Raw genomic sequence first — 19,742 nt, 5'->3', positions numbered from 1 at the left:
TCATGTTAATTTTGCACCACGCACATTGTCGGTCGGGCAATTCGGATCCCGGGGTCATTGCGAGTGAATCGGGGGAAGGCGTTGACATAGTGGCATTCTCGTAAAGCCGGGCCTTGGTTGTCAACGAGAGGGGAGATTTGTCATTCAATCGTTCCGGTCTAATGAAGGCCAACATAAAGGAGGTCCCATGAAACTTCCGGCCACGATTCTAATGGTCATGATGTCCGTGCCATTTGCCTGGGGGAATGATGCACACGTTGACCCTTCCATCTTGAATGTCTCGGCCCGAGGAACGATTCAGTTGGCACCCGACACCGCCATTGTCAATTTTTCTGTCGAAACTGCGGGAGAGTCCTTTGAACAAGTTGTGAGTGATAATCGGGATCGTATGGAACGGGTAATGGCGGCGCTTATTGCTCTGGGTATACCTGAAGAGCGTATTCAAACTACTTCATTTGATATTACCCCCCAATATGCCCCACCCCCTCGGCGTCGGTCTGATGAGCCTATCAAATATGAGCCACCCAAAATTCTTGGCTATACTGCGCGGAATGGACTCAAGGCTGAAGTGCGAGATTTGGTCAAGGTGGGGGCCGTGGCTGATCGGGCCTTAAAAGCTGGAGCGAATCATTTTAATGGAATCCAATGGATCGTGCGTGATCAACATCCCGTGTACCTCCAGGCCTTAGCCCAAGCGGCCAAGAAGGCCAAGGAAAAAGCAAAAATCCTTGCACAGTCTTTAGACGTTCAACTGGTAGGACTATTGACGGTGCAAGAAGGTGGGATATCGGTTCCGGAACTACGACGGTCCTATGCCAAAGCGAGTATGTTGATGGCTGATGGGGGAGCAGAATCCTCGGTCCCCATGTCGCCAGGTGAAATCAAAGTCGAAGCCCAGGTGACTCTGTTATATAAAATTGGTCCTACCCAAGGGATGACCGATGTGCCATAGATGGTTTGGTATTTGAATAGGTGGAAATCTGCAGGATTTGTCATTCTGAGCCTAGTGAAGAATCTCTCCATCATGAGAGACAGATCCTTCATTTCATTCAGGATGACAAAAGAACGTTTGCTTGTGCTAAGTATTGTTGTCTTAGGGGCCACCTTCCACCTTCTTTGATGAAACAAAACTATGAGTGACCCGTTTCCAGTACCTCTAACAGGCATTCCAGCTCTCGTGGTGTCGGGGTTTTTAGGCTCAGGTAAAACAACTCTTGTGCAGCATCTTCTAAAAGATGCTCAGCAAAAAGGCTTGCGGTTGGCAGTAGTCTCGAACGAATTCGGCGCCCTAGGCATTGATCAGGCCCTTCTTGGAGCCCAAGGGTCGAATGCTTATGTCGAACTCGAAGGGGGGTGCGTTTGCTGCAAATTGTCAGATGAATTGGTCAACACATTGCAGCAGTTGTGGATAGAAGTTCGGCCAGACCGTATCGTTGTCGAAACCTCCGGGGTGGCGTTGCCCTTCGATACACTCCTCAATTTTTGGCGGGAACCTGTCTCCAATTGGGTGGGCGATTGTATTGCGGTCGTGGTGGTCAATGCCGAACAAGTGGCCGACGAGCGCGATTTAGAGGGCACCTTTGAACAGCAGGTGTCGTCGGCGGATTTATTGATTCTTAATAAAGTGGATCTTGTGGGAACTGATCATCTTGGGCGAATTGAAGCACGGTTAGATCACTTGGCTCCCGGCATACCAATCATTCATGCAACTAATGCAAGTGTCTCACCCGAGGTATTGTTTACACCAGACAATGATATGAATGCTAAGCGGAACGTTGATGGACATGGACCTCATACGCACGAAGCTTTTGAATCTGAAGAAGTTCAATTGGAACCTGGAGCTCATCCTGACTCAATCATTAGCCAGATTGTTTCTCACAAAGCCCTGCGCGCTAAAGGCTTTGTCCAGACTTCTCAAGGCCTTCGCTTACTTCAGGGCGTGGGGACCCGAATTGATTTAATCGAATCTCCCATCGATCCTCCTGATCACCTGCTTGGGCGCATCATCGTTATTCGACGAAGCCATAAGCCAAACTCAATACACTAGCCCGGTCTACAGATTGAAAAAATAAGAAGTAGCCTCTCTATTATTGGCCTGTTTCAATATTCCGAATAGCTTCTTGTGCGGCATTTTGCACATTAAGATCCAGGTCCCTTTCCGCGAGGAGCGAGAGTTTTGGAACAAACGAGGCGTTGCCAATGCTGCCTAGCACTTGCACGGCCACTGATCGTTCCTCTGGCGTCGCAACCTTCGTCAATTCCCATAGCGTTTTTTGCGCCTGGGGATCTTCAAGAGCACCTATTGCCCGTATGGCGTTAATCCGTGCGACCCTTCGCACAAAGGCTGGTCCCGGCTGCTCGTAGGGTTGTTCAAAGTTCGTGTCAGTATACGGACGACGCACCATTTTCATGAGGACCGTGCCAGCATCTGTTTGGTTGGTGAGCCAAGCTTTCAGAATTTGGGCCTGAAAAAAGAACAACGGGTCTCCTTCGAGGTTACCAATGGTATCCCAATAGAGGCCCCCAATTGGAACTTCGCTTGGTTCGGCTTCGAAATGATTCGAAGCGATGATGCCGACCTTCGGGTGATAGACGGTGGTGTTGAACGTCACCGCTGTTCCTTGTTCCAATGCACGGAAAGTGCCACTGGGTGTTTCTGTATATTCAAGAAACAAGATGGCATCATGGGGTTCTTCTGGATCGAAGACAATGTGGAATCCGACTTCCTCCAGTCTCCCTTTCAAATTTGAAACGGGATCATAAATCGGATACTCATAATCTAACCAGGTCGTGACTTTTCCACCAAGCAAAATCGTGTGAATGGCCTTGAGGTTATCTTTTTCTTCAGGAGTATAGGTCTTTTTAAGTTCTTGTTGAGCTTGGGCTTGTATGAAGGTGGGGGAGAGCAGACCGACTGCCAAGGTAATAAGCAGAGCTGTGACAATATGACTAAATGACTGACTGCTCATGCGACTATTCTACATTACCTTAGCTGCCGCTGAAACCCGAGGCAGTAATTATAGTTCTACGACAGATGAAAATTACTATTCGCAAAGCAAGTAGGAAAAGTTTTTTTCAATTTCATCTTTGATCTCGGGATCCAGATGGGCTTGGTGGAGTGTTTTTGATTTTCCCAGTAGTTCTACGATTAAATTTTTGGCGGATTGGAGATTTGCGCGTTGAAAGATCGTGCCAGTGAGTGAGGCGTCTTGAAGATTGGCATGGGAAAGATCAGCTTCGGTGAGGTCGGCTTCACGAAGGTCGGCCATTTTTAGATTGGCCTTGGTAAGTGTGCAGCCACGCAAAATACCCCAAGGCAGAGCAGTTCGAGTCATGTTTGCTTGGGAGAGGTTGGCTCCTGTGAGGTTTGCGCGAACCATGCCCGTCCCACTGAGGTCGGTCATTTGGAGTGTGGCATTGGTGAGGATAGCTTTGATGAGATTGGCTTCAAGGATATCGGCTTCGGTGAGATTCGCGTCGGTCAAATTGGCTTCTTCGAGATTGGCTTGAAGCAAATACGCATCAGAAAGGTCCGTCCCAGAAAAATTCACCTTCGTAAAATCCATTCTTGTGAAATCGTAGCCCGAGAGATCCGCGCCACTGAGGTCGGGAAGGATGTCCGGCTGTGTACGCCGAAATTTATTCCAGACTTCCAGTCCTTTGAGGACCAGGTCAAGATGTTCTTGATTTGCCATGCTGCTGTTGTAGCGCGGCAAGAGACTCGAAGGCAAGGATATGGGGCAAGCAATTGGTTAAGAGATTGCCTGCTGCTTGGAATGACGAAATTACTGTTTTTTGAGGAAGCGTAAAAACTCGGAATCGGGACTGAGCACCATGGTGGTGTCTTTGGCGAACACCTTTCGATAGGCTTCCATCGATCGGACAAATTCAAAGTATTTTGGATCTTGCCGATAAGCATCCGCATAAATTTTGAAGGCTTTGGCTTCGCCTTCACCGCGAATTTCTTGGGCCTCTTTGTAGGCCTCGGCCAAAATAATTTCACGATCTTTTTCCGCCTCTGATCGAATTTTCTGCGCTTCTTCTGCGCCTTCGGCTTTGTATTGTTTTGCGATCCGTTCTCGCTCAGCTTGCATCCGATCAAAGACGGCCTTGGCATTTTGTTCAGGCAGGTCTGCGCGTTTGATGCGAACATCCGTTACCTCTAGCCCGTATTCAGAGGCTTTTTTATTGGCTCGTTCGGCGACAACAGCCATAATCATTAAGCGGTTGGCGGAGACGATTTCTAAGAGTTCATGCCGTCCCAATTCCACGCGAAGTTCGGAATAGATGATATCGTCTAAACGTTGCAAGGCCCCGCGTTGTGTTTGAAAAGCTTGGTACACGCGGAGTGCGTCAACGATTTTCCATTTAGCGAAATTATCGATGAGAATGGTTTTTTTGTCTTGGGTGATAACCTCTCGTGCAGAGGCATCGTAGTCGAGAAGCCGTTTGTCAAAATACGTGACCTCTTGGACAAAAGGAATTTTGAATTTGAGCCCGGGTTCCGTGACTGTACGCTTAGGTTCTCCCAACTGCACGACAATGGCCGTTTGTGTGAGGTCTAAAATGAAGAACGGAGAAGCCCCCATCATGATGAGGAGAACGATAACCCCTAATATGCCGAGAATAAGATTTTGTTTCATTATGGTGTCGCCTGTGAATTAGATTTTGGAAATCTTTTCATCCGATCCAATGGCAAATACGGCAACACATTGCCAGATGCCTTGGAGTCCAGAATAATTTTATCGACATTGGAGAGCACTTCTTCCATGGTTTCGATATAGACGCGTTTCCCAATGACGTTTTTGCCTTTTCGGTATTCTTCCAATGTTTGCAAAAAGTGATTGGCTTCACCTTCGGCACGTGCGAGGCGGGATTGTGCAAATCCCTTGGCTTGGTTAATGTCTTGTGCAGCTTGCCCTTTGGCTTTCGGAATAATATCGTTTCGATAGCCGTGGGCTTGATTGATGAGCTGTTCTCGCTCTTCTTTCGCACTGGCCACATCTTTAAAGAACTTGGCAACTTTTTGAGGCGGATTTACATCCAAGAGCTGAACTGAGGCAATCTGTGTTCCACCTTCATATTGATCGAGTATTCCTTGAAGCAGGTCTTGGGTCTTTTGTTGAATTTCCGCTTTTCCGACGGTGAGGACTTCATCGATCTTGTTTTTGCCAACGACTTCCCGCATGGAGGCTTCTGCGGCCTTGCGTATGGTTTCTTCTATGTCAGCGACATTGAAAAGATAGTCCCTGGCTTTGCTGATTTTGTATTGGATAATGAATTCCACAGACAGAATATTCATATCTCCGGTCAACATTAATGCTTCTTGGGGTACGATTTGTGTGCGGCCGCGATCGTTGGTGCGAAATCCCACTTCTATCCGGTGAAGTTTTTCGACTTTGGGGGTGACCACGGTTTCAATAAATGGGACTTTAAGATGTGGCCCTGGTCCAACGGTCCGAACCACGTCTCCAAACCGTTTCACCAGACCTTCTTCGTCGGGTTCGACCTTAAACACCGCTTGCGAAAGTGCAAGAACGGCCACGACTATGAGAATGATAGTTTTCATGCCCTTGTTGGGCATCATTCTCTGCCATTGGTCTTGAGCTTTTTTGAGGACATCATCTAACGGGTCTGAACCGCCTTGTTGTCCCCACGGATCTTTAGGTTCCCAGGACATTTATTTCTCCGTTGTGGATTTGGGTACTAGTGCTAGTGCGTAAGTAATTGACCTTTACGTTAACAGAAATAGTGAGTAGGGGCAACCTAAGACATTAAAAGGGCAAACGAATTTTTCTTGTACGTTTGATAGCCTTGCGGTCTTAAGATGCATGAGCGAGAAACTTTCAGCGATGACAACAAAGCCAACATTGATCCTGAATAAACCCTATGGCGTGTTGTCGTGTTTTACCGATGAGCTGAGGCGTCCCACGTTGGCTGAATATATTTCCGTGCCAGACGTGTATGCCGCTGGGCGGTTGGATTTGGATAGCGAAGGCCTTCTTCTTCTCACGGCTGATGGCATGCTGGCGCATCGATTAACCGACCCTGAACATAAGCTTCCCAAAGTGTATCTTGTTCAAGTCGAACGCATTCCAGACGCGACGGCCTTGGATCAACTTCGGAATGGTGTGGTCATTCGAGGCCGAACAACTCGTCCGGCTCATATTCAGCTTTTAGAGGAACCACCGAATTTTTGGGATCGACCTGTTCCCATCCGGTTTCGAAAATCCGTACCGACTTCATGGTTGGAAATGACAATTACAGAAGGCATGAATCGTCAAATCCGCCGAATGACTGCAGCGGTAGGAAATCCGACATTGCGGATCATTCGGATCGCCATTGGTGGGCTGAAACTCGGGGACTTAATGCCTGGGGAATATCGAGAGGTGACCAAAGACGAAATGAAGACATTATTCACAGGATTCTAAAGTTCATAATGGTTCTCGAATGTCTAAGTCCTTCATTGACTGGCTGTGGTGCCATGCCATTGGAGAATGGATTTGTGATGTCAACCTTTGTTCGTGATGACTATGGGTTAATGTTTGCTATATAACGTAGTCTTGGCCCATGGTTCGAAATTATTCTTGATCATTAGGGTCGTCATCGATAAAATAGCCCTCTTTCCTGTTGTTTTCTATCAGGAACCCAAGAAACAGTCGTCAGGAAAAGTTCGGCTCGAAAGATTTTGCAGAGTTTTCTTGGGTCAAAGTCTCATCCTCCCAACCTGTTATCTTCCCCGACAATGGAAAGCAGGGTTTGTTTAATTTTGAGGGTTGCGGCTTAGGAAAAATATGATTGAGAGATAGAGAAGAAGGTTCGCTGAGCTCAGTCGGCGAGTTCGAATCTAAATAAAGCCTTACATACATCATGGAGAGAAACTAATCATGGCGGTAACAACAATTTTGGCCCTGTCCCTTCTTGGACTTGTCATTGCGTTTTTTTATTCTTCGTCAGTCCAAAAAATTCCCATTGATATGGGGGTGGATGATGCGGATACCAGACAACGTTTAAAGAAAATCCACTCAGCCATTGCCACTGGTGCCATGGCTTTCCTCAAACAGGAATATAAATTCATGGCCATCTTTATGGTGGTCTTTGCGGCGGTGATTGCGTTGCTCATTGATGATCATCATACGGACTATGTCAATGAAGGGGTTTACACAGCCGTTGCCTTTATTTTTGGATCGATCATTTCCATCGCCTCGGGTTTCATCGGGATGAAAATTGCCACGCAAGGCAATGTTCGGACTACGGTCTCTGCCAATAAGTCACTGTCCGCTGCCTTTAATGTGGCGTTGCATTCAGGGGCGGTCATGGGGTTTGGATTGGTGAGTTTGGCCACTTTGGGAATGCTCCTGATTTATCTTCTGCTGAAAAGTATTATGCCTGAACAACTTCCGACGCATATTCTCATGGAGGTCATCGCGGGCTTTGGTCTAGGTGGGTCTTCCATTGCCTTGTTTGCGCGGGTGGGTGGTGGCATTTTCACCAAAGCGGCGGATGTGGGAGCTGATCTCGTCGGTAAAGTCGAAGCCGGTATTCCGGAAGATGATCCACGTAATCCTGCAGTGATTGCAGATAACGTAGGCGATAATGTTGGCGATGTGGCTGGTATGGGAGCCGACCTCTTTGGCTCCTGCGCGGAAAGTACTTGCGCAGCCATGGTGATTAGCGCGGTGGCATTCTCTGGCATGGTTGATGCCCTGTTGTATCCAATTGTCATCTCAGCAGTCGGCATTCCTATTAGCCTTTTGACTTTGATGTTGATTAAAGTGAATACCGAAGAACAGGTTGGGCCAGCGCTCAAAAAGATGCTGATCATCTCCAGTGGCTTGACTGCGGTTGCAATGTTTTTTGTTACCAAGTTGATGATTCCTGAAACTTTTCTCATTGCGGGTGAAACCTATACGAGCGTCGGCGTGTATTTTTGTTTCTTAGCTGGACTCGTTGCCGGACTGGCGGTGGGTTTGATGACCGAATACTACACGGCTCATGAATATGCCCCAGTGAGGGAAGTCGCGCAATCGTGCGAAACCGGGGCTGCCACGAATATTATTTTTGGCTTGGCCCTAGGCTATAAGAGCGCAGTAGGCCCCTATCTCGCGATTGCGCTGGCCATTTATTTTCCCTGGATGTTAGCGGGAATGTATGGCGTGGCCATCGCATCCCTTGGAATGTTAGGAACGCTGGTGATCGCGCTTACGATCGATGCCTATGGTCCAGTGTCTGATAATGCTGGGGGGATTGCGGAAATGGCTGGTATGCCGGAACATGTGCGCAAACGGACCGATGTACTCGACGCCGCTGGGAATACGACTGCCGCTATCGGGAAGGGGTTTGCTATTGGGGCCGCTATCCTGACATCTTTGGCTCTCTTTGCCGCATTTTTGACTCGAGCAGATTTATTACTGAAGGAACAAAACGGGCCACAGTATGATCTGTTAGGCAGCATCAATCTCCTAGATCCTTTGGTTTATACGGGTTTATTTATTGGTGCGGTTCTTCCCGCCTATTTCTCCGCCATGACCATGAAGTCCGTGGGCTCTGCGGCGTATAAAATGATTGAAGAAGTGCGACGTCAGTTCAAATCCATTCCTGGGCTGATGGAGGGAAAGGCCGAAGCGGATTACGAACAATGTGTGGCAATTTCCACGCAAGCCGCGTTGAAGGAAATGATTGCCCCAGGGATTTTGATCATGGGGACTCCGCTGCTTGTCGGATTCCTTTTCGATATTCAAGCTGTGGCGGGCGTACTCGCCGGATCTCTGGTGGCGGGTGGAGTCATTGCCATTTCTTCCTCCAATAGTGGAGGTGCGTGGGATAATGCAAAGAAATATATTGAAGCCGGAAATCTTGGCGGCAAGGGGACGGAAGTTCACAAGGCCGCGGTAGTCGGGGATACCGTTGGCGATCCGTTGAAAGATACTTCCGGTCCTTCGTTGAATATTCTGATCAAACTTTCAGCGATTCTGTCTTTGGTCTTCGTCCCATTTTTCGTCCAGTATGGTGGGTTGCTCGTTCGATAACAAACCGGCTCCTTTAGTGAACATCGCTTCTTAAAATAAGAAGGCCCTGACTTTTTTCGTCAGGGCCTTCCTTGTTTGCTCAACCCTCTTCAGAAGTTCGCTTATTTTTGATGTAATCGTCGATAGGTTTTTTGCGCCAAATTGTAAATTTCAATAAAACCCGCGGACGCATTCTGGTTGAAACTTGCATCCTTATTAAAGGTCGCCAAGTTGCTATCAAATAGGGAGTGGGGTGATTCCATAGCGACAACCTCGGCCTTCCCTTTGTAGAGCTTCACTTTGACGGTTCCATTGACATATTGGTTGGCGGAGTCTTGGAAGGCGTGAATGGCATCCATGGAAGGGTCATACCATTTTGCGCCGTAACACATGTATGCCCATTTTTCGTCGAGAAGTTTTTTTAGTTCATTGAGGTCGCGAGTGTTGACCAACTTTTCTAAATTGAAATGAGCCTTGATTAAAATCTCCGCGCCAGGAGCTTCATACACTCCGCGAACCTTCAGCCCAACCAGTCGATCTTCCGTTAAATGCACAATGCCAACCCCATGTCGGGCGCCAACGGTATTCGCCTGTTCGATAACTTGTGACAGGGAAAGGTCTTCCCCATTGATAGAACAAGGAACACCCTTATAAAAACCCACAGTGAGGACTTCGGCTGCATCGGGGGCTTTCTCCGGTGGAACGCAAACCTGGAGAAATTTGTTGAGATCAGGAATGCAGGCCGGGTTTTCAATGTCTCCGCCTTCATTCGTTGATCCCCACATATTGTCATCATGGGAGTACAGGTATTGTTTATTTTGTTTAATCGGGATGTCGTGTTGTTTGGCATAGTCAATCTGTTCGTCCCGCCCCATGCTCCACTCGCGGACCGGGGCGATAACTTTCATGGTGGCATCTAACGTCGTAATGTAATTTTCAAAACGAACCTGATCGTTGCCTTTGCCCGTGGAGCCATGGGCAATGACCTTGATGCCACGTTCTTGGGCGACACGAACGGCTATTTCCGAAAGCGTGACCCGTGCAAGAGGGGTGGAAAGGGGGTATCCTCCCTGATAATCCGCGTTGGCTTTAATGGCACGCGATAACAATTTTTCCGCAAATTCCTCACGAGCATCGACGACGACCGCTTCTTTGGCCCCAAGTTTGATGGCCTTGGCTTTGACGGCTTCAAGATCTTCATGCAGTTGCCCGACATCGACGGTCAGCGCCACGATCGAACAGTTGTAGGCCTCGGCAATCCATTTGAGCATAATGGACGTATCCAACCCGCCGGAATAGAGTAATACGCATGTATCAAAGGTTCCCTTGCGGGCTTCGTGAGATGCAATTTTTTGATAGGTAAATGTCGTTTCCATTTCAGGTTCACCTAATGTAAGAATTAAAAAATAGTAATGACACAGGACCTATAGTCCCATTCGAAATTAGGGAAGCAGTATGCCATTGATTCACAAGGGAAGGAAAGGGGAAGAAGGTTAGCCTGGAACATACCGGTCCACAACCGCTGCTCCGACGGCGTCACCCCACACATTTACGGCGGTTCTGAATCGATCAATTAGCCAGTCGATGGCTAAAAGCAGTCCTAATCCTTCAAGAGGCAACCCAACTGCTTGTAAGACGACCACCATGGTAACCAGACCCGCTTCGGGAATTCCCGCCGCTCCGATGGTTGATACGGTGGCCACAATGAATAGAGCCATAAGGGCGGTCACTGGTAAATCAATTCCCCAAGCTTGGGCAATAAACACGGCTGCGACCGCTTCGTATAAAGCCGATCCGTCCATGTTGACCGTGGCTCCAATCGGGAGGACAAACCGACTGGATCGTGTCCTGATACCGGCGCGTTCAACCCCTTCCATAGTCAAGGGCAGGGTGGCCGATGAACTTGCCGTAGCAAATGCACTGGTGAGGGCCGCGCCTAGAAAGCCCATATACGTAAAGGGATGGCGCTGGCCGGCTAGATGTAAAATCAGTCCCAGGCTGATCCCCGCATGGATGACTAGTCCGACGATAACCGTGATCGTGAATAATCCGAGGCCTACTAAGAGCGCGACAATGCCCTCACTGCCGCCCGCAATGGCCAGGCGGCCGGCGACCAATCCAAACACTCCGATGGGGCCGATCCACATTACGAGATGGACCAGCTTCATGATGGCAGCAAAGATGCCTTCAAAGATGTTGATGACTAACTGGCCCTTTTCCCCAACGGTCGTTAGGACTGCTCCAAAGGCGAGGGAAAATATCACCAAGGGCAGGAGATCTCCTTGGGTGGCGGATGCGAAAATATTGGGAGAAATAAATCCTCGTAACAGATCAATCCAACCATGTTTTACTGCCGCCTCGGTCCCGAGCGGGGCTACTGCAGCGGTGATATCGGCACCTACACCAGGTTGAATCAGTTTGACGAGAATCATCCCCAGAATAATGGCGAGTCCTGAAGTGATCAGATAATACGCCACTGTGACACCACCCAATCTTCCCAAATGGCGAATATCCCCCAAGGAGCCTACTCCTTGGATAATAGATGAGATGATCAAGGGAACCACGAGCATCTGGAGCATTCGAATCCACAGATCTCCAAGGACGACAACGTGTTGAGCGGCCTCGGGAGCCATGGCTCCAAGGACTCCCCCGGCAAGCGCACCGATAACCATGAACCAAAGCAGTGGGCCCTGGCCCTTGTTTTCAATTCGAGGAGGGGATGACTCAGGAGGGGATGGATGCTGAATTTCAGGCAATGGAACTTGTTACCTGGTTTTTTTATTTGGTTGTTGGTTCATGCCACTGGCAGAACCAAACCCTTTGATTTGTTTGGCAATGGTCTCAAAGTTGTCAATAGAGATAATTGGTTCAAGTTTTTGATGCAGAAAGATCAAGGTTCGGGAAGGTTCGGCCCCCACTTGCCAGGCAGGATCTTGCTCCGGGGTGATTTCCTGAATGTAGGCAATCGCGGAAGTGCTAATGAAGGTATTTCTGACGCCGGCTAATGTGACTTGTTTAATTTTCAAAAAAGACATACCTCGTTCCTTTCAGTATGAATGCCTCTTAAATTTATAACCAAGTAAAGGCTGTTCCCCAGGTTCCCTGGGCATGTTCCGTCACTTCAGTAATGATTTCTGCCGGTACCGCCTTCAAATCTCCTACTTCCATCTGATTGTAATGAAAGGCATAGAGGTGTGCGGCAAAGTGTGCAAAGAGCAGTGAAGATTCCCCTGGAATTTCTCCATGACCAACCACACTGGGCTCGACGCCTTTTCCCCAATTTTGACGTCCCTCGTTGTTGGGATTAAAAAAATAGACCCGGACATTGCCTTCGTCATCTTCCGCGACTCTCTGAATGGAAACGGCATGATACCCTAAAAATTTCCCATGAATGTTGGTAATCAGTAACCCTACGGGATTGGGGTAGATCAGATCGTGCCCGCCATCGTAGGATGGGTGATGGGTCGCATAAAATAGCCGAACAAATTCTTCGTATCCCACCACATTCAGATTAATGAGATTGAAGGGGGATGCTAAACTGTTTGGAACCCAACGTCCGTAAAGGGCTGGGTTGACCCATTTGTGAGGATCTTCCCCACGCAATGCGGCCCGTCGCATCATTTCATCATAAATGCGATCAAGATGGGGCACCAGAACGCGTGAAACCGGATCGAGTCTCAAATCAAATTTACCCGCCGCGACTCCTCCTGCGATGGCCCCCGAGAAAATCGGGGCTCCCTCAAACAACATTTCAACGGTATCGTCACGGGCCGCACTGGTGAGTAATTGGAGTAAATATCCAGGATCATGCAGACTCCAGAGGCTTAATGCACGAGCACCCTGACAGGTTGGATTGTTTCCTTGCCCGACACCTAAGGGCTGTCCCAACATCGCGATGGCTCCTCCCACAAGTGCTGCGTTTGCGTTGATTCCTGAACCTCTAGGCAAGGGTTTTTTAATGACTTGTTGGGCAGTCGCACATAAATCGAGGTTTGTTAGTTTTGTGAGACCATCTGCCACCTCTGCGCGAGCTAACAGCGTTCGTTCCAAAAATTGCTGAAATCCATAAATGACCCAACTGGTGGCGGGATGGATGGTCAGACGGAGCAACTCCAATACCTGATCGCGATATTGTTCCATGTGGGCCTGTCCAGCTTCGGTCAAATCTAAGGCAAAGGCTAGGATGTCGGTGTCATCTTTATTAAGGAGATGCTGAATCAGTGCCACATGGTATTCACTGGACAGTCCGGTAAGGGTTAAGAGTTTTCCTGCGACCTTGGCCTCGTTTTCGATCTCATGGTTGGTGGCCTTAGTTAAGAGATTTCGATAATTCGCTGGGGTTTGGGCTTTCTCGGCGAGAGGCGTTGGGCTTCCCGTCGCTTTAAGAAATCTGTTCAGGCGTGCAACCTGCTTGGGTTCTGGATCGCCTGGAATATTTTTGGCTTGTTCAATCATATTCAAGGTCAGGCTGACATCAATAGGCCGTTGCGAGACGCGTTGATCGATATCGTCGAGCACATGTTCCAGCAATCCACCGGTAGACACCTCTTGCTCAATCAATGCGAGCAGTCGTCGCGCGCGTGCAAAGACTTTGGGACGGAGGCGGGATTCTTCCGTTTCGCTACCGTACAGTAAGTCGAGATTCAGTCCCATGACCGTTTGTAAAAAGGATTGGGCTTGCTCCTTGGTCATTGCTGCATGTGTAGATTCTCCTGCCGCCAGGGACATCACGCGAAGCTCACTTACTATTTCGATGGAGGAGTATTCTCCTTCGGCTCGCAACCCGCCCCCAACTAATTCTGGCATTAACCGATCCGGATGTTCCCAGGGCCCGGCATGAAAAACTCCTGCAGAATCGAAACGGTGGGCTTGTGCTCTGACGAATTGGATCCCTTGGTCACTCTCAAACAAATCCGTGGCCCGACGAAAAAATTCTGTTTGGTATTTGGGTTTGGCAAAAAGCGTAGCTTGCTCCAATTCTTCTAGGGCATGAAGAAAGGCTTTTTCGTGGCGACCGATAGTGGTCGAAGAGGCAGATGTTGAAGAGCCCTGAGGGGTCTCACTCATAGAAGTCATAATCCTCGTACTTCTGCACGAGTTCGCGCAATATTTCTGGGTCTTCACCTGCTAAGAATACCGTTCCATAGTGGTTGCCGAACCCGACCCGCTCTGCCACCTTTGGTGTGACAGGTTCAAACATGGTATGGCGATCAAAGTAGGAGTGATTCTCTAATTCTTCAGGAAACGCGAGTTGGTGCACGGTGGCCTTTCGCGGGTAGACCATCAAATTGGCCGCGAAGATCTTATGGTCTCGCTCTTTCGGGAAAAATCGATCCAATTGCCGTTTGGTGGTGTTCGGATCCGAACATAATAATAAAGCAGCGTAAGGATTAAAGCCATGAGCTTTTTGAATCAGCTCGAAGATGTGGCCACCGGGAACCCGGTTTGCTACCTCTCCAAAATGCAACTCCCCTTCATGATCCAAGAAATACTCAGGATGGATCATGCCATTGGTGATACCAAAGGCTTTGATGAGTTTTTCGATCGCTTTTCGAATCTTGGGGCGCTGTTTGGTGAGCTTCGGTGTTTCAGGTACGATTTGAGAATAGCCCAAATGGACATATTCGGTGATATTCATGAATTCGATTTTTCCCTGATGAATAAAGGCTTCAACCGAAAACTCTTGTCCAGCCAAATGGCTTTCGGCCAAACAGGGAAAGGCGTCATCTGGGAGAGAAGTGATGTCTTCTCTGGTCCGGACAAACACATGCCCGACGCTTCCTGCAGCCGATAACGGTTTAAGGTGGACGGGTTCTGGCACTTCTTCGTCTAGGCGAAGCCTGGCTTCATTGATGTCTTCAAAAAAGGCTAGGGCTTCTTCGGGTGTCCGGATTTCTTCAAAGACACCAACCCGAATTCCGTTCATTTGGGCGTTGCGTTTCATCATGGCCTTGTCACGGAAGAGCAACGCTCGTTGAAAGGCGCGGGGATCTTTGAGGAGAAGGGTGTTGAGTTGGCCCGCCCATTCCACGGTTTCTTCATACAGGGGGACGGCATGGCTCACGCCTCGCTCCACGAGTTTTTCGTGAAGGCGCTCTGAATTCTGGTTCCGCATATAAAAGTCCCAGGTCGTACAATCAACTCCATCTTCTTTCAGGGCAATGTCGAAACCTTCCGGAACCACGGCGACAAATGGGATGTTGTGTTCCTTTGCGGCTTCCATGGTTTCGAGACTATATCCCAAGAGAGCGACTGGTGCTCGCTTAGTGGTAGGTTTTTTCTTAACGTCCGGTGTCTTTTTCGAAATGGCCGACTTCTTCTTGATGGTTGGTTTCTTTTTGTTGGGGGATTTTTTCGCGCTCAATACCTTTTTCGAGATGGCCTTTTTCTTGGCTGCCGCGGGTTTATTACCTCCAGATGGTTTCTTTTTCTTAGGGGCTTTCTTAGCCATTGAGATCTCCTTCAACGTGTGGGTTCCCTCGTTTCCCGTTCCTGTCGCACCTAGAGGGTGAGGGAGGATTTAAATGAGTGTTCAACTTTTATTGCTGATGAATTGTGGTATGTAGAGATTGGTGTCAGAACAGAAATTGGTACAGTTGGAATCCCTCTTCATAGTAGGGTTTAAGCCAACCTTGCTGCCACTCTAGCACTTGCTCTCGGGTAGTAGCAATGCATTCAAATCCGAAGCGGGTATAGGCGCGAGTGGCCCAGATTGCCTTGGGGTGGGCAATCAACACCATACCCCGTTTACCTTCCTCCCAAGCGAGATCACGAACATGACTAAGTAATTGGGGCCCGAACCCCTTGCCTACTTGGTGGGCGTAGACATAGATGTATCCGATGTAAAACATGTCTTGGACTGATTGAGTGGATATTACGCCAACCGGGACATCTTGGTTTCGCCCAATAAAGAAGCGTCGCCTGTCGAACTCCATTTCTCCCCAAGTATTATCCACCGTATGCTGGGCCATATCTTTTTCGTGAAGAAAAGGCCGGTACCATTCAGCTGATGAACGGAGAATATTCGCAGCAATGACCATTTCGTGACGTTTGGCCGGTTGAATATCTAGCTGTATAGGTGCTTGAGGTCTTTTCCACTCAAATCTGTTATAGAGTCTTTCTCCAATTTCCAATTGATTTTGCATGATGGATCCCTTCCAAAAAGTGTGTTTTCTGCTGTCGTGTGTTGCAGGATTTTTCCTGCATTCAGGTGTCATGTGTATGTTTGAATGTTAAACTCTATGGTCGTAGCAAATTGCCAGCCAGGGATTTCTTACTTCCCCTACCATCTTTCTTCTTTCTTTCTACTTGAATTTTTCTTGTTAGGCCCGAAAACCCATGAAGGCTTCAATCCTCCATTGGGTACAATCTGAATTCGCTGTTTGAGTTAGGTCGGCGATGAGTGAGCAACTTACATTCCACAGAAGCCGGAACCCTGTTGTCAGGCTTTGCTCTCCTCAGTGGAGTGGAGAAACTTTGGCACCTCCTTAGGTTAAATAAAAGACGGCAGACATTGGTTCACCTTAAATTTATTTACCTAAGATAGTATTAAGCAATTGTGATTCCATAACCTAAATTACTGAAAATAAACGATTTAATGTTTTCATTTTATTTTATGGGAAAAGTGTGTCTCTCTAAATGAGACACACTTGACTCATTTTTTATTTGTGAGACAATAGTGTCTCAATGTCTGAAGCCTATCCAATATGCCTCCTGGGGTCCCCGCATTTAGAACATGCATTGGCTCAAATGGGTTTCGAGGTTTTCAGTGGGGAGTCGCCAGTAAGTGGAGAAACTCTACAAATCGGGGCTCACGTTCGCCTCGTGATCTTAGATGGTAAGAATCTTGGCGATGCCCAAACTTTCGATACGATCAAGGCTTTGCAGGAATGTCGGCCGTATCTCGATGTGTTGGTGTTTAAACCTGACGCGGATGCGAGCTATGTTCATGCTGTTCTAAAAAGCGGGGCGGCGGATGTGGTGTATGAGGATTCACTGGAAACTCTGCAACACACCATTCAAACTATTCAGGCGAATCAAACATTTTCCTCGAATACCTCAGACCTTCGGGATACTCGTAAAAAATTTGGGAGTTTTGAAGGTATCCTCAGCCGTAATGGCACCATGTGGGATATTTTTCAAACCATTGCCCGAACGGCGAGTTCCGATGCCACGGTGTTGATTGTTGGGGAAACGGGGACAGGGAAAGACTTGCTCGCCAGGGCTATCCACCGTCAGTCTGGACGAACAGGCCGATTTGTGGCCGTAAATTGCAGCACTATTAATCCAGAAATTATTGAGTCGGAATTGTTCGGTCATGAGCGCGGTGCCTTTACTGGCGCTCATCAGCAAAAACAGGGGTTGTTTCGATATGCCGATGGCGGCACGATTCTTCTCGATGAAATTGGAGATATGCCGGTTCAAACTCAGTTGAGTTTGTTACGCGTGTTACAAGAACAGACGGTGCGGCCCGTTGGGTCTCACCATGAAGTGCCCATTGATGCGCGAGTCATTGCCGCAACCAATGCTTCTTTGGCTCAAGCGGTGCAAATTGGCCAATTTCGGGAAGATCTTTTTTATCGCCTTGATGTAATTCGATTAGAGGTGCCTCCGTTACGCGAACGCCGGGAAGACATTCTGTTTTTATTTGGCCATTTTCTGAAACAAGTCTGTGCAGATTATGGAATGGACTGTCCAGAATTGAATCAGTCATTTATGGATTTGCTCTGGGAGCAGCCTTGGCCAGGAAATGTGCGCCAATTAGAAAATCTGACTCAACGACTGGTCTTAAAAGGTCATACCAAGGAATTGACCGCGGAAGATCTGACCGAAGTGTTATATTCCCAAGAGATTCCAGGAGTTTCATCTACCTTGCCAAGCGCTGAAATGGAAAACGGAGCCCGATCATTTCCAAGTCAGAATTGTTCGTCAGCATCCATTGATCCCACGTTGACTCTGGCAGACTACCTTCAACCCCAACTTTCGGTTTTAGAGAAAGAGTATCTAGAAGTCGTTTTAGCTGACAATAATGGACGCATTGCCGATTCAGCCAATCAGGCTGGTATGAGTCGCCGTACGCTTCTTCGTAAGCTTAAAGCGTATGACATCGACAAGCAGGAATTTCGCGATAAATCTTGAATACTGGGTAATGATACCAGTTACCTTGGTTAGGCAGAATTTCGAACCTGGTCTTTAATCATTGGCATAGCGTCCTTGGAGATAGGCCAGCAAGTCTTTGACGTGGTCTCGTGTGCCTACCGCTTTTTGTAGGAGGTCCGGTGTTTCGTACAAATGGCCATGGTGGTGAATCCGTTCCCTTAAAAATTGTAAGGTTGGAGCAAAGTTACCCTCGGTGATTTGGTGTCCGAGGTTTGGAATGCATTCGTGTAGTTTGGCAAAGAGTGATGCCGCATATAAATTTCCCAAGGTGTAGCTTGGGAAATATCCGAAAGCCCCGCCCGCCCAATGAGCATCTTGTAAAATGCCTTCCGCTGGATCGGAGGGTCGAATTCCTAAATATTGTTCGCTTAACTTCTCCCATTCCCCCGGAGCTTCATTGACGGTGATGCGTTTCTCTAATAATGCCAATTCCATTTCAAATCGTAAAATGATATGTAGGTTATAGGAGACTTCATCGGAAAATATTCGAATGCTTCCTGAATTCACATGGCAAGAGGTTTTGAAAACATTTTCGGGATCAAATGCCTGACGGGGAAAATGTTTGGTCATCAATGGCTGGAGCCATTGATAAAATTCGAGAGATCGTCCCACCATATTTTCCCATAGGCGAGATTGGGATTCATGTAATCCTGTTGAGGTGGCGGCGTACACCGCTGAGCTACCTGGTCCATCGGGGATGCCTTGTTCATAAAGGGCATGTCCAAGTTCATGCATCGTAGCCGCTAATCCACTGAGAAAGTCTCGTTCGTGCACATGGGTGGCAATCCGTACATCCCCGCGGCCAACTCGACAGGAAAAGGGATGTTCCGCCTCATGTAATGCCCCCCGTGTCGTGTCATATCCCACCGCGCGAATGACTTCTTGGTGGAGCGTGAGTTGTTTGGCGACCTCAAAAAGTTCGGTGAAGGGTTCAGCCGGTTTTTTCGCAAGGGCTGCGTTTCGCACTGTCGTGAGGCCGGGTTGTAATGTGCCAAACATGAGGCGTAGATCCTTGACGGTTGTCCCGGGGTCGTAGTCTTCAAGAAGGACATCATAGGGATGACGACTGGAATCAATTGCCTGAGCTCGTTCAAGGGCCAAGTCTAAATTCGTCTGCAAGCTCTTAACGAATCGTTTGTAATTTTTTTCCTTTTTGGCTTCCCCCCATGCTGCGATTCCGTTTGCCGAGGCCTTGGCAATTTGGCTGGCCAGGGTTTGCGGAACGCAGGTTGAACGGGCATAGGTCCGTCGTAAATTTCGTACAGCAGCCTGTTGTTCGATTGTTGGGTTGGGAAGGGCCGCCACCGCCTCAATGAGCTCACCCAATCGAGGAGACGTGGCCTGTTCGTGGTACAACCTGCCTATCATTTCACTTTGTTGCGTTCGGCCCTCCACCGAATTTGATGGCATGATCACTTGCTGGTCCCAAGCCAATAATCCTCCAATGCCCGCGAGTGTATCCAGTTCTGAAATTTGGTGAGAGAGTGTATCCCATGCGGATGTAGTCATGAGGTTGGTTCCTTAACTTGTGGGTGAGAAATAATTTTGGTGAAAGTCGTGGAGCAATTCACCAAA

General features: G+C 48.3%; 16 protein-coding genes. 5 read left to right on the top strand and 11 right to left on the bottom strand.

What is annotated here, in order from left to right:
- Nucleotides 1-187: 187 nt before the first annotated feature.
- Together PPG34_RS16195 and PPG34_RS16190 are read left to right on the top strand one after the other, a co-directional pair.
- Nucleotides 188-952, top strand: a complete 765-nt coding sequence (locus PPG34_RS16195) for an SIMPL domain-containing protein (RefSeq protein WP_313834478.1) — start codon at nucleotides 188-190, stop codon at nucleotides 950-952.
- A gap of 180 nt (nucleotides 953-1,132) precedes the next feature.
- Nucleotides 1,133-2,047, top strand: coding sequence for a CobW family GTP-binding protein (locus PPG34_RS16190; protein ID WP_313834477.1), 915 nt, complete (start codon nucleotides 1,133-1,135; stop codon nucleotides 2,045-2,047).
- Between the two features lie 40 nt (nucleotides 2,048-2,087).
- On the opposite strand, the gene PPG34_RS16185 is transcribed toward PPG34_RS16190, so the two are convergent.
- The 4 genes from PPG34_RS16185 to hflK form a co-directional block, all read right to left on the bottom strand.
- Complete coding sequence (locus PPG34_RS16185) at nucleotides 2,088-2,969, bottom strand: HEAT repeat domain-containing protein (protein WP_313834476.1); 882 nt, start codon at nucleotides 2,967-2,969, stop codon at nucleotides 2,088-2,090.
- A gap of 75 nt (nucleotides 2,970-3,044) precedes the next feature.
- A complete protein-coding gene (locus tag PPG34_RS16180; protein ID WP_313834475.1) occupies nucleotides 3,045-3,695 on the bottom strand; it encodes a pentapeptide repeat-containing protein in 651 nt (216 codons plus the stop codon).
- 90 nt (nucleotides 3,696-3,785) lie between these two features.
- A complete protein-coding gene (gene hflC / locus PPG34_RS16175) occupies nucleotides 3,786-4,643 on the bottom strand; it encodes a protease modulator HflC (RefSeq protein WP_313834474.1) in 858 nt (285 codons plus the stop codon).
- Entirely contained in the window at nucleotides 4,643-5,680 is a 1,038-nt protein-coding gene (gene hflK, locus PPG34_RS16170; protein WP_313834473.1) for an FtsH protease activity modulator HflK, read from the bottom strand. Before hflK ends, hflC begins: the two co-directional genes overlap by 1 nt.
- Before the next feature lie 151 nt (nucleotides 5,681-5,831).
- Between hflK and PPG34_RS16165 the strand changes: the two genes are divergently transcribed.
- Both PPG34_RS16165 and PPG34_RS16160 read left to right on the top strand, forming a co-directional pair.
- Nucleotides 5,832-6,431, top strand: a complete 600-nt coding sequence (locus PPG34_RS16165) for a pseudouridine synthase (RefSeq protein WP_313834472.1) — start codon at nucleotides 5,832-5,834, stop codon at nucleotides 6,429-6,431.
- A 453-nt stretch (nucleotides 6,432-6,884) separates the two neighbouring features.
- Nucleotides 6,885-9,029: a V-type H(+)-translocating pyrophosphatase gene (locus PPG34_RS16160; protein ID WP_420888110.1), complete on the top strand. Its 2,145-nt coding sequence runs from the start codon at nucleotides 6,885-6,887 to the stop codon at nucleotides 9,027-9,029.
- Between the two features lie 101 nt (nucleotides 9,030-9,130).
- Here the strand turns inward: PPG34_RS16160 and PPG34_RS16155 are convergent, their stop codons facing one another.
- From PPG34_RS16155 to PPG34_RS16130, 6 genes are all read right to left on the bottom strand, one after another.
- Entirely contained in the window at nucleotides 9,131-10,384 is a 1,254-nt protein-coding gene (locus PPG34_RS16155; protein ID WP_313834470.1) for an argininosuccinate synthase, read from the bottom strand.
- Between the two features lie 117 nt (nucleotides 10,385-10,501).
- Nucleotides 10,502-11,680, bottom strand: a complete 1,179-nt coding sequence (locus PPG34_RS16150; RefSeq protein ID WP_313834469.1) for a dicarboxylate/amino acid:cation symporter — start codon at nucleotides 11,678-11,680, stop codon at nucleotides 10,502-10,504.
- Between the two features lie 93 nt (nucleotides 11,681-11,773).
- Nucleotides 11,774-12,043, bottom strand: coding sequence for a hypothetical protein (locus PPG34_RS16145; RefSeq protein ID WP_313834468.1), 270 nt, complete (start codon nucleotides 12,041-12,043; stop codon nucleotides 11,774-11,776).
- A 34-nt stretch (nucleotides 12,044-12,077) separates the two neighbouring features.
- The gene (locus PPG34_RS16140; RefSeq protein WP_313834467.1) at nucleotides 12,078-14,075 is read right to left on the bottom strand and encodes a hypothetical protein; all 1,998 of its coding nucleotides are present in this window, start codon (nucleotides 14,073-14,075) and stop codon (nucleotides 12,078-12,080) included.
- Nucleotides 14,068-15,459, bottom strand: coding sequence for an ATP-grasp domain-containing protein (locus PPG34_RS16135; protein WP_313834466.1), 1,392 nt, complete (start codon nucleotides 15,457-15,459; stop codon nucleotides 14,068-14,070). The genes PPG34_RS16140 and PPG34_RS16135 overlap by 8 nt, the downstream gene beginning before the upstream one ends.
- 124 nt (nucleotides 15,460-15,583) lie before the next feature.
- Nucleotides 15,584-16,153, bottom strand: coding sequence for a GNAT family N-acetyltransferase (locus tag PPG34_RS16130; protein WP_313834465.1), 570 nt, complete (start codon nucleotides 16,151-16,153; stop codon nucleotides 15,584-15,586).
- A gap of 541 nt (nucleotides 16,154-16,694) precedes the next feature.
- Between PPG34_RS16130 and PPG34_RS16125 the strand changes: the two genes are divergently transcribed.
- Complete coding sequence (locus PPG34_RS16125; RefSeq protein WP_313834464.1) at nucleotides 16,695-18,146, top strand: sigma-54 dependent transcriptional regulator; 1,452 nt, start codon at nucleotides 16,695-16,697, stop codon at nucleotides 18,144-18,146.
- Nucleotides 18,147-18,200: 54 nt separating this feature from the next.
- On the opposite strand, the gene PPG34_RS16120 is transcribed toward PPG34_RS16125, so the two are convergent.
- Complete coding sequence (locus PPG34_RS16120) at nucleotides 18,201-19,676, bottom strand: carboxypeptidase M32 (RefSeq protein WP_313834463.1); 1,476 nt, start codon at nucleotides 19,674-19,676, stop codon at nucleotides 18,201-18,203.
- Between the last annotated feature and the right edge of the window lie 66 nt (nucleotides 19,677-19,742).

The organism is Candidatus Nitronereus thalassa (genome assembly GCF_032191465.1).
In the GTDB taxonomy this organism is placed as follows: domain Bacteria; phylum Nitrospirota; class Nitrospiria; order Nitrospirales; family UBA8639; genus Nitronereus; species Nitronereus thalassa.
Note: the sequence above shows the minus strand (reverse complement) of the source record. Positions and strands in the feature narration are given on the sequence as shown.

Coding starts and splice junctions, on each gene's coding strand:
- PPG34_RS16195 (WP_313834478.1), top strand. CDS start 188: ATGAAACTTCCGGCCACGATTCTAATGGTCATGATGTCCGTGCCATTT.
- PPG34_RS16190 (WP_313834477.1), top strand. CDS start 1,133: ATGAGTGACCCGTTTCCAGTACCTCTAACAGGCATTCCAGCTCTCGTG.
- PPG34_RS16185 (WP_313834476.1), bottom strand. CDS start 2,969: ATGAGCAGTCAGTCATTTAGTCATATTGTCACAGCTCTGCTTATTACC.
- PPG34_RS16180 (WP_313834475.1), bottom strand. CDS start 3,695: ATGGCAAATCAAGAACATCTTGACCTGGTCCTCAAAGGACTGGAAGTC.
- hflC (WP_313834474.1), bottom strand. CDS start 4,643: ATGAAACAAAATCTTATTCTCGGCATATTAGGGGTTATCGTTCTCCTC.
- hflK (WP_313834473.1), bottom strand. CDS start 5,680: ATGTCCTGGGAACCTAAAGATCCGTGGGGACAACAAGGCGGTTCAGAC.
- PPG34_RS16165 (WP_313834472.1), top strand. CDS start 5,832: ATGAGCGAGAAACTTTCAGCGATGACAACAAAGCCAACATTGATCCTG.
- PPG34_RS16155 (WP_313834470.1), bottom strand. CDS start 10,384: ATGGAAACGACATTTACCTATCAAAAAATTGCATCTCACGAAGCCCGC.
- PPG34_RS16150 (WP_313834469.1), bottom strand. CDS start 11,680: ATGGTTATCGGTGCGCTTGCCGGGGGAGTCCTTGGAGCCATGGCTCCC.
- PPG34_RS16145 (WP_313834468.1), bottom strand. CDS start 12,043: ATGTCTTTTTTGAAAATTAAACAAGTCACATTAGCCGGCGTCAGAAAT.
- PPG34_RS16140 (WP_313834467.1), bottom strand. CDS start 14,075: ATGAGTGAGACCCCTCAGGGCTCTTCAACATCTGCCTCTTCGACCACT.
- PPG34_RS16135 (WP_313834466.1), bottom strand. CDS start 15,459: ATGGCTAAGAAAGCCCCTAAGAAAAAGAAACCATCTGGAGGTAATAAA.
- PPG34_RS16130 (WP_313834465.1), bottom strand. CDS start 16,153: ATGCAAAATCAATTGGAAATTGGAGAAAGACTCTATAACAGATTTGAG.
- PPG34_RS16125 (WP_313834464.1), top strand. CDS start 16,695: ATGTCTGAAGCCTATCCAATATGCCTCCTGGGGTCCCCGCATTTAGAA.
- PPG34_RS16120 (WP_313834463.1), bottom strand. CDS start 19,676: ATGACTACATCCGCATGGGATACACTCTCTCACCAAATTTCAGAACTG.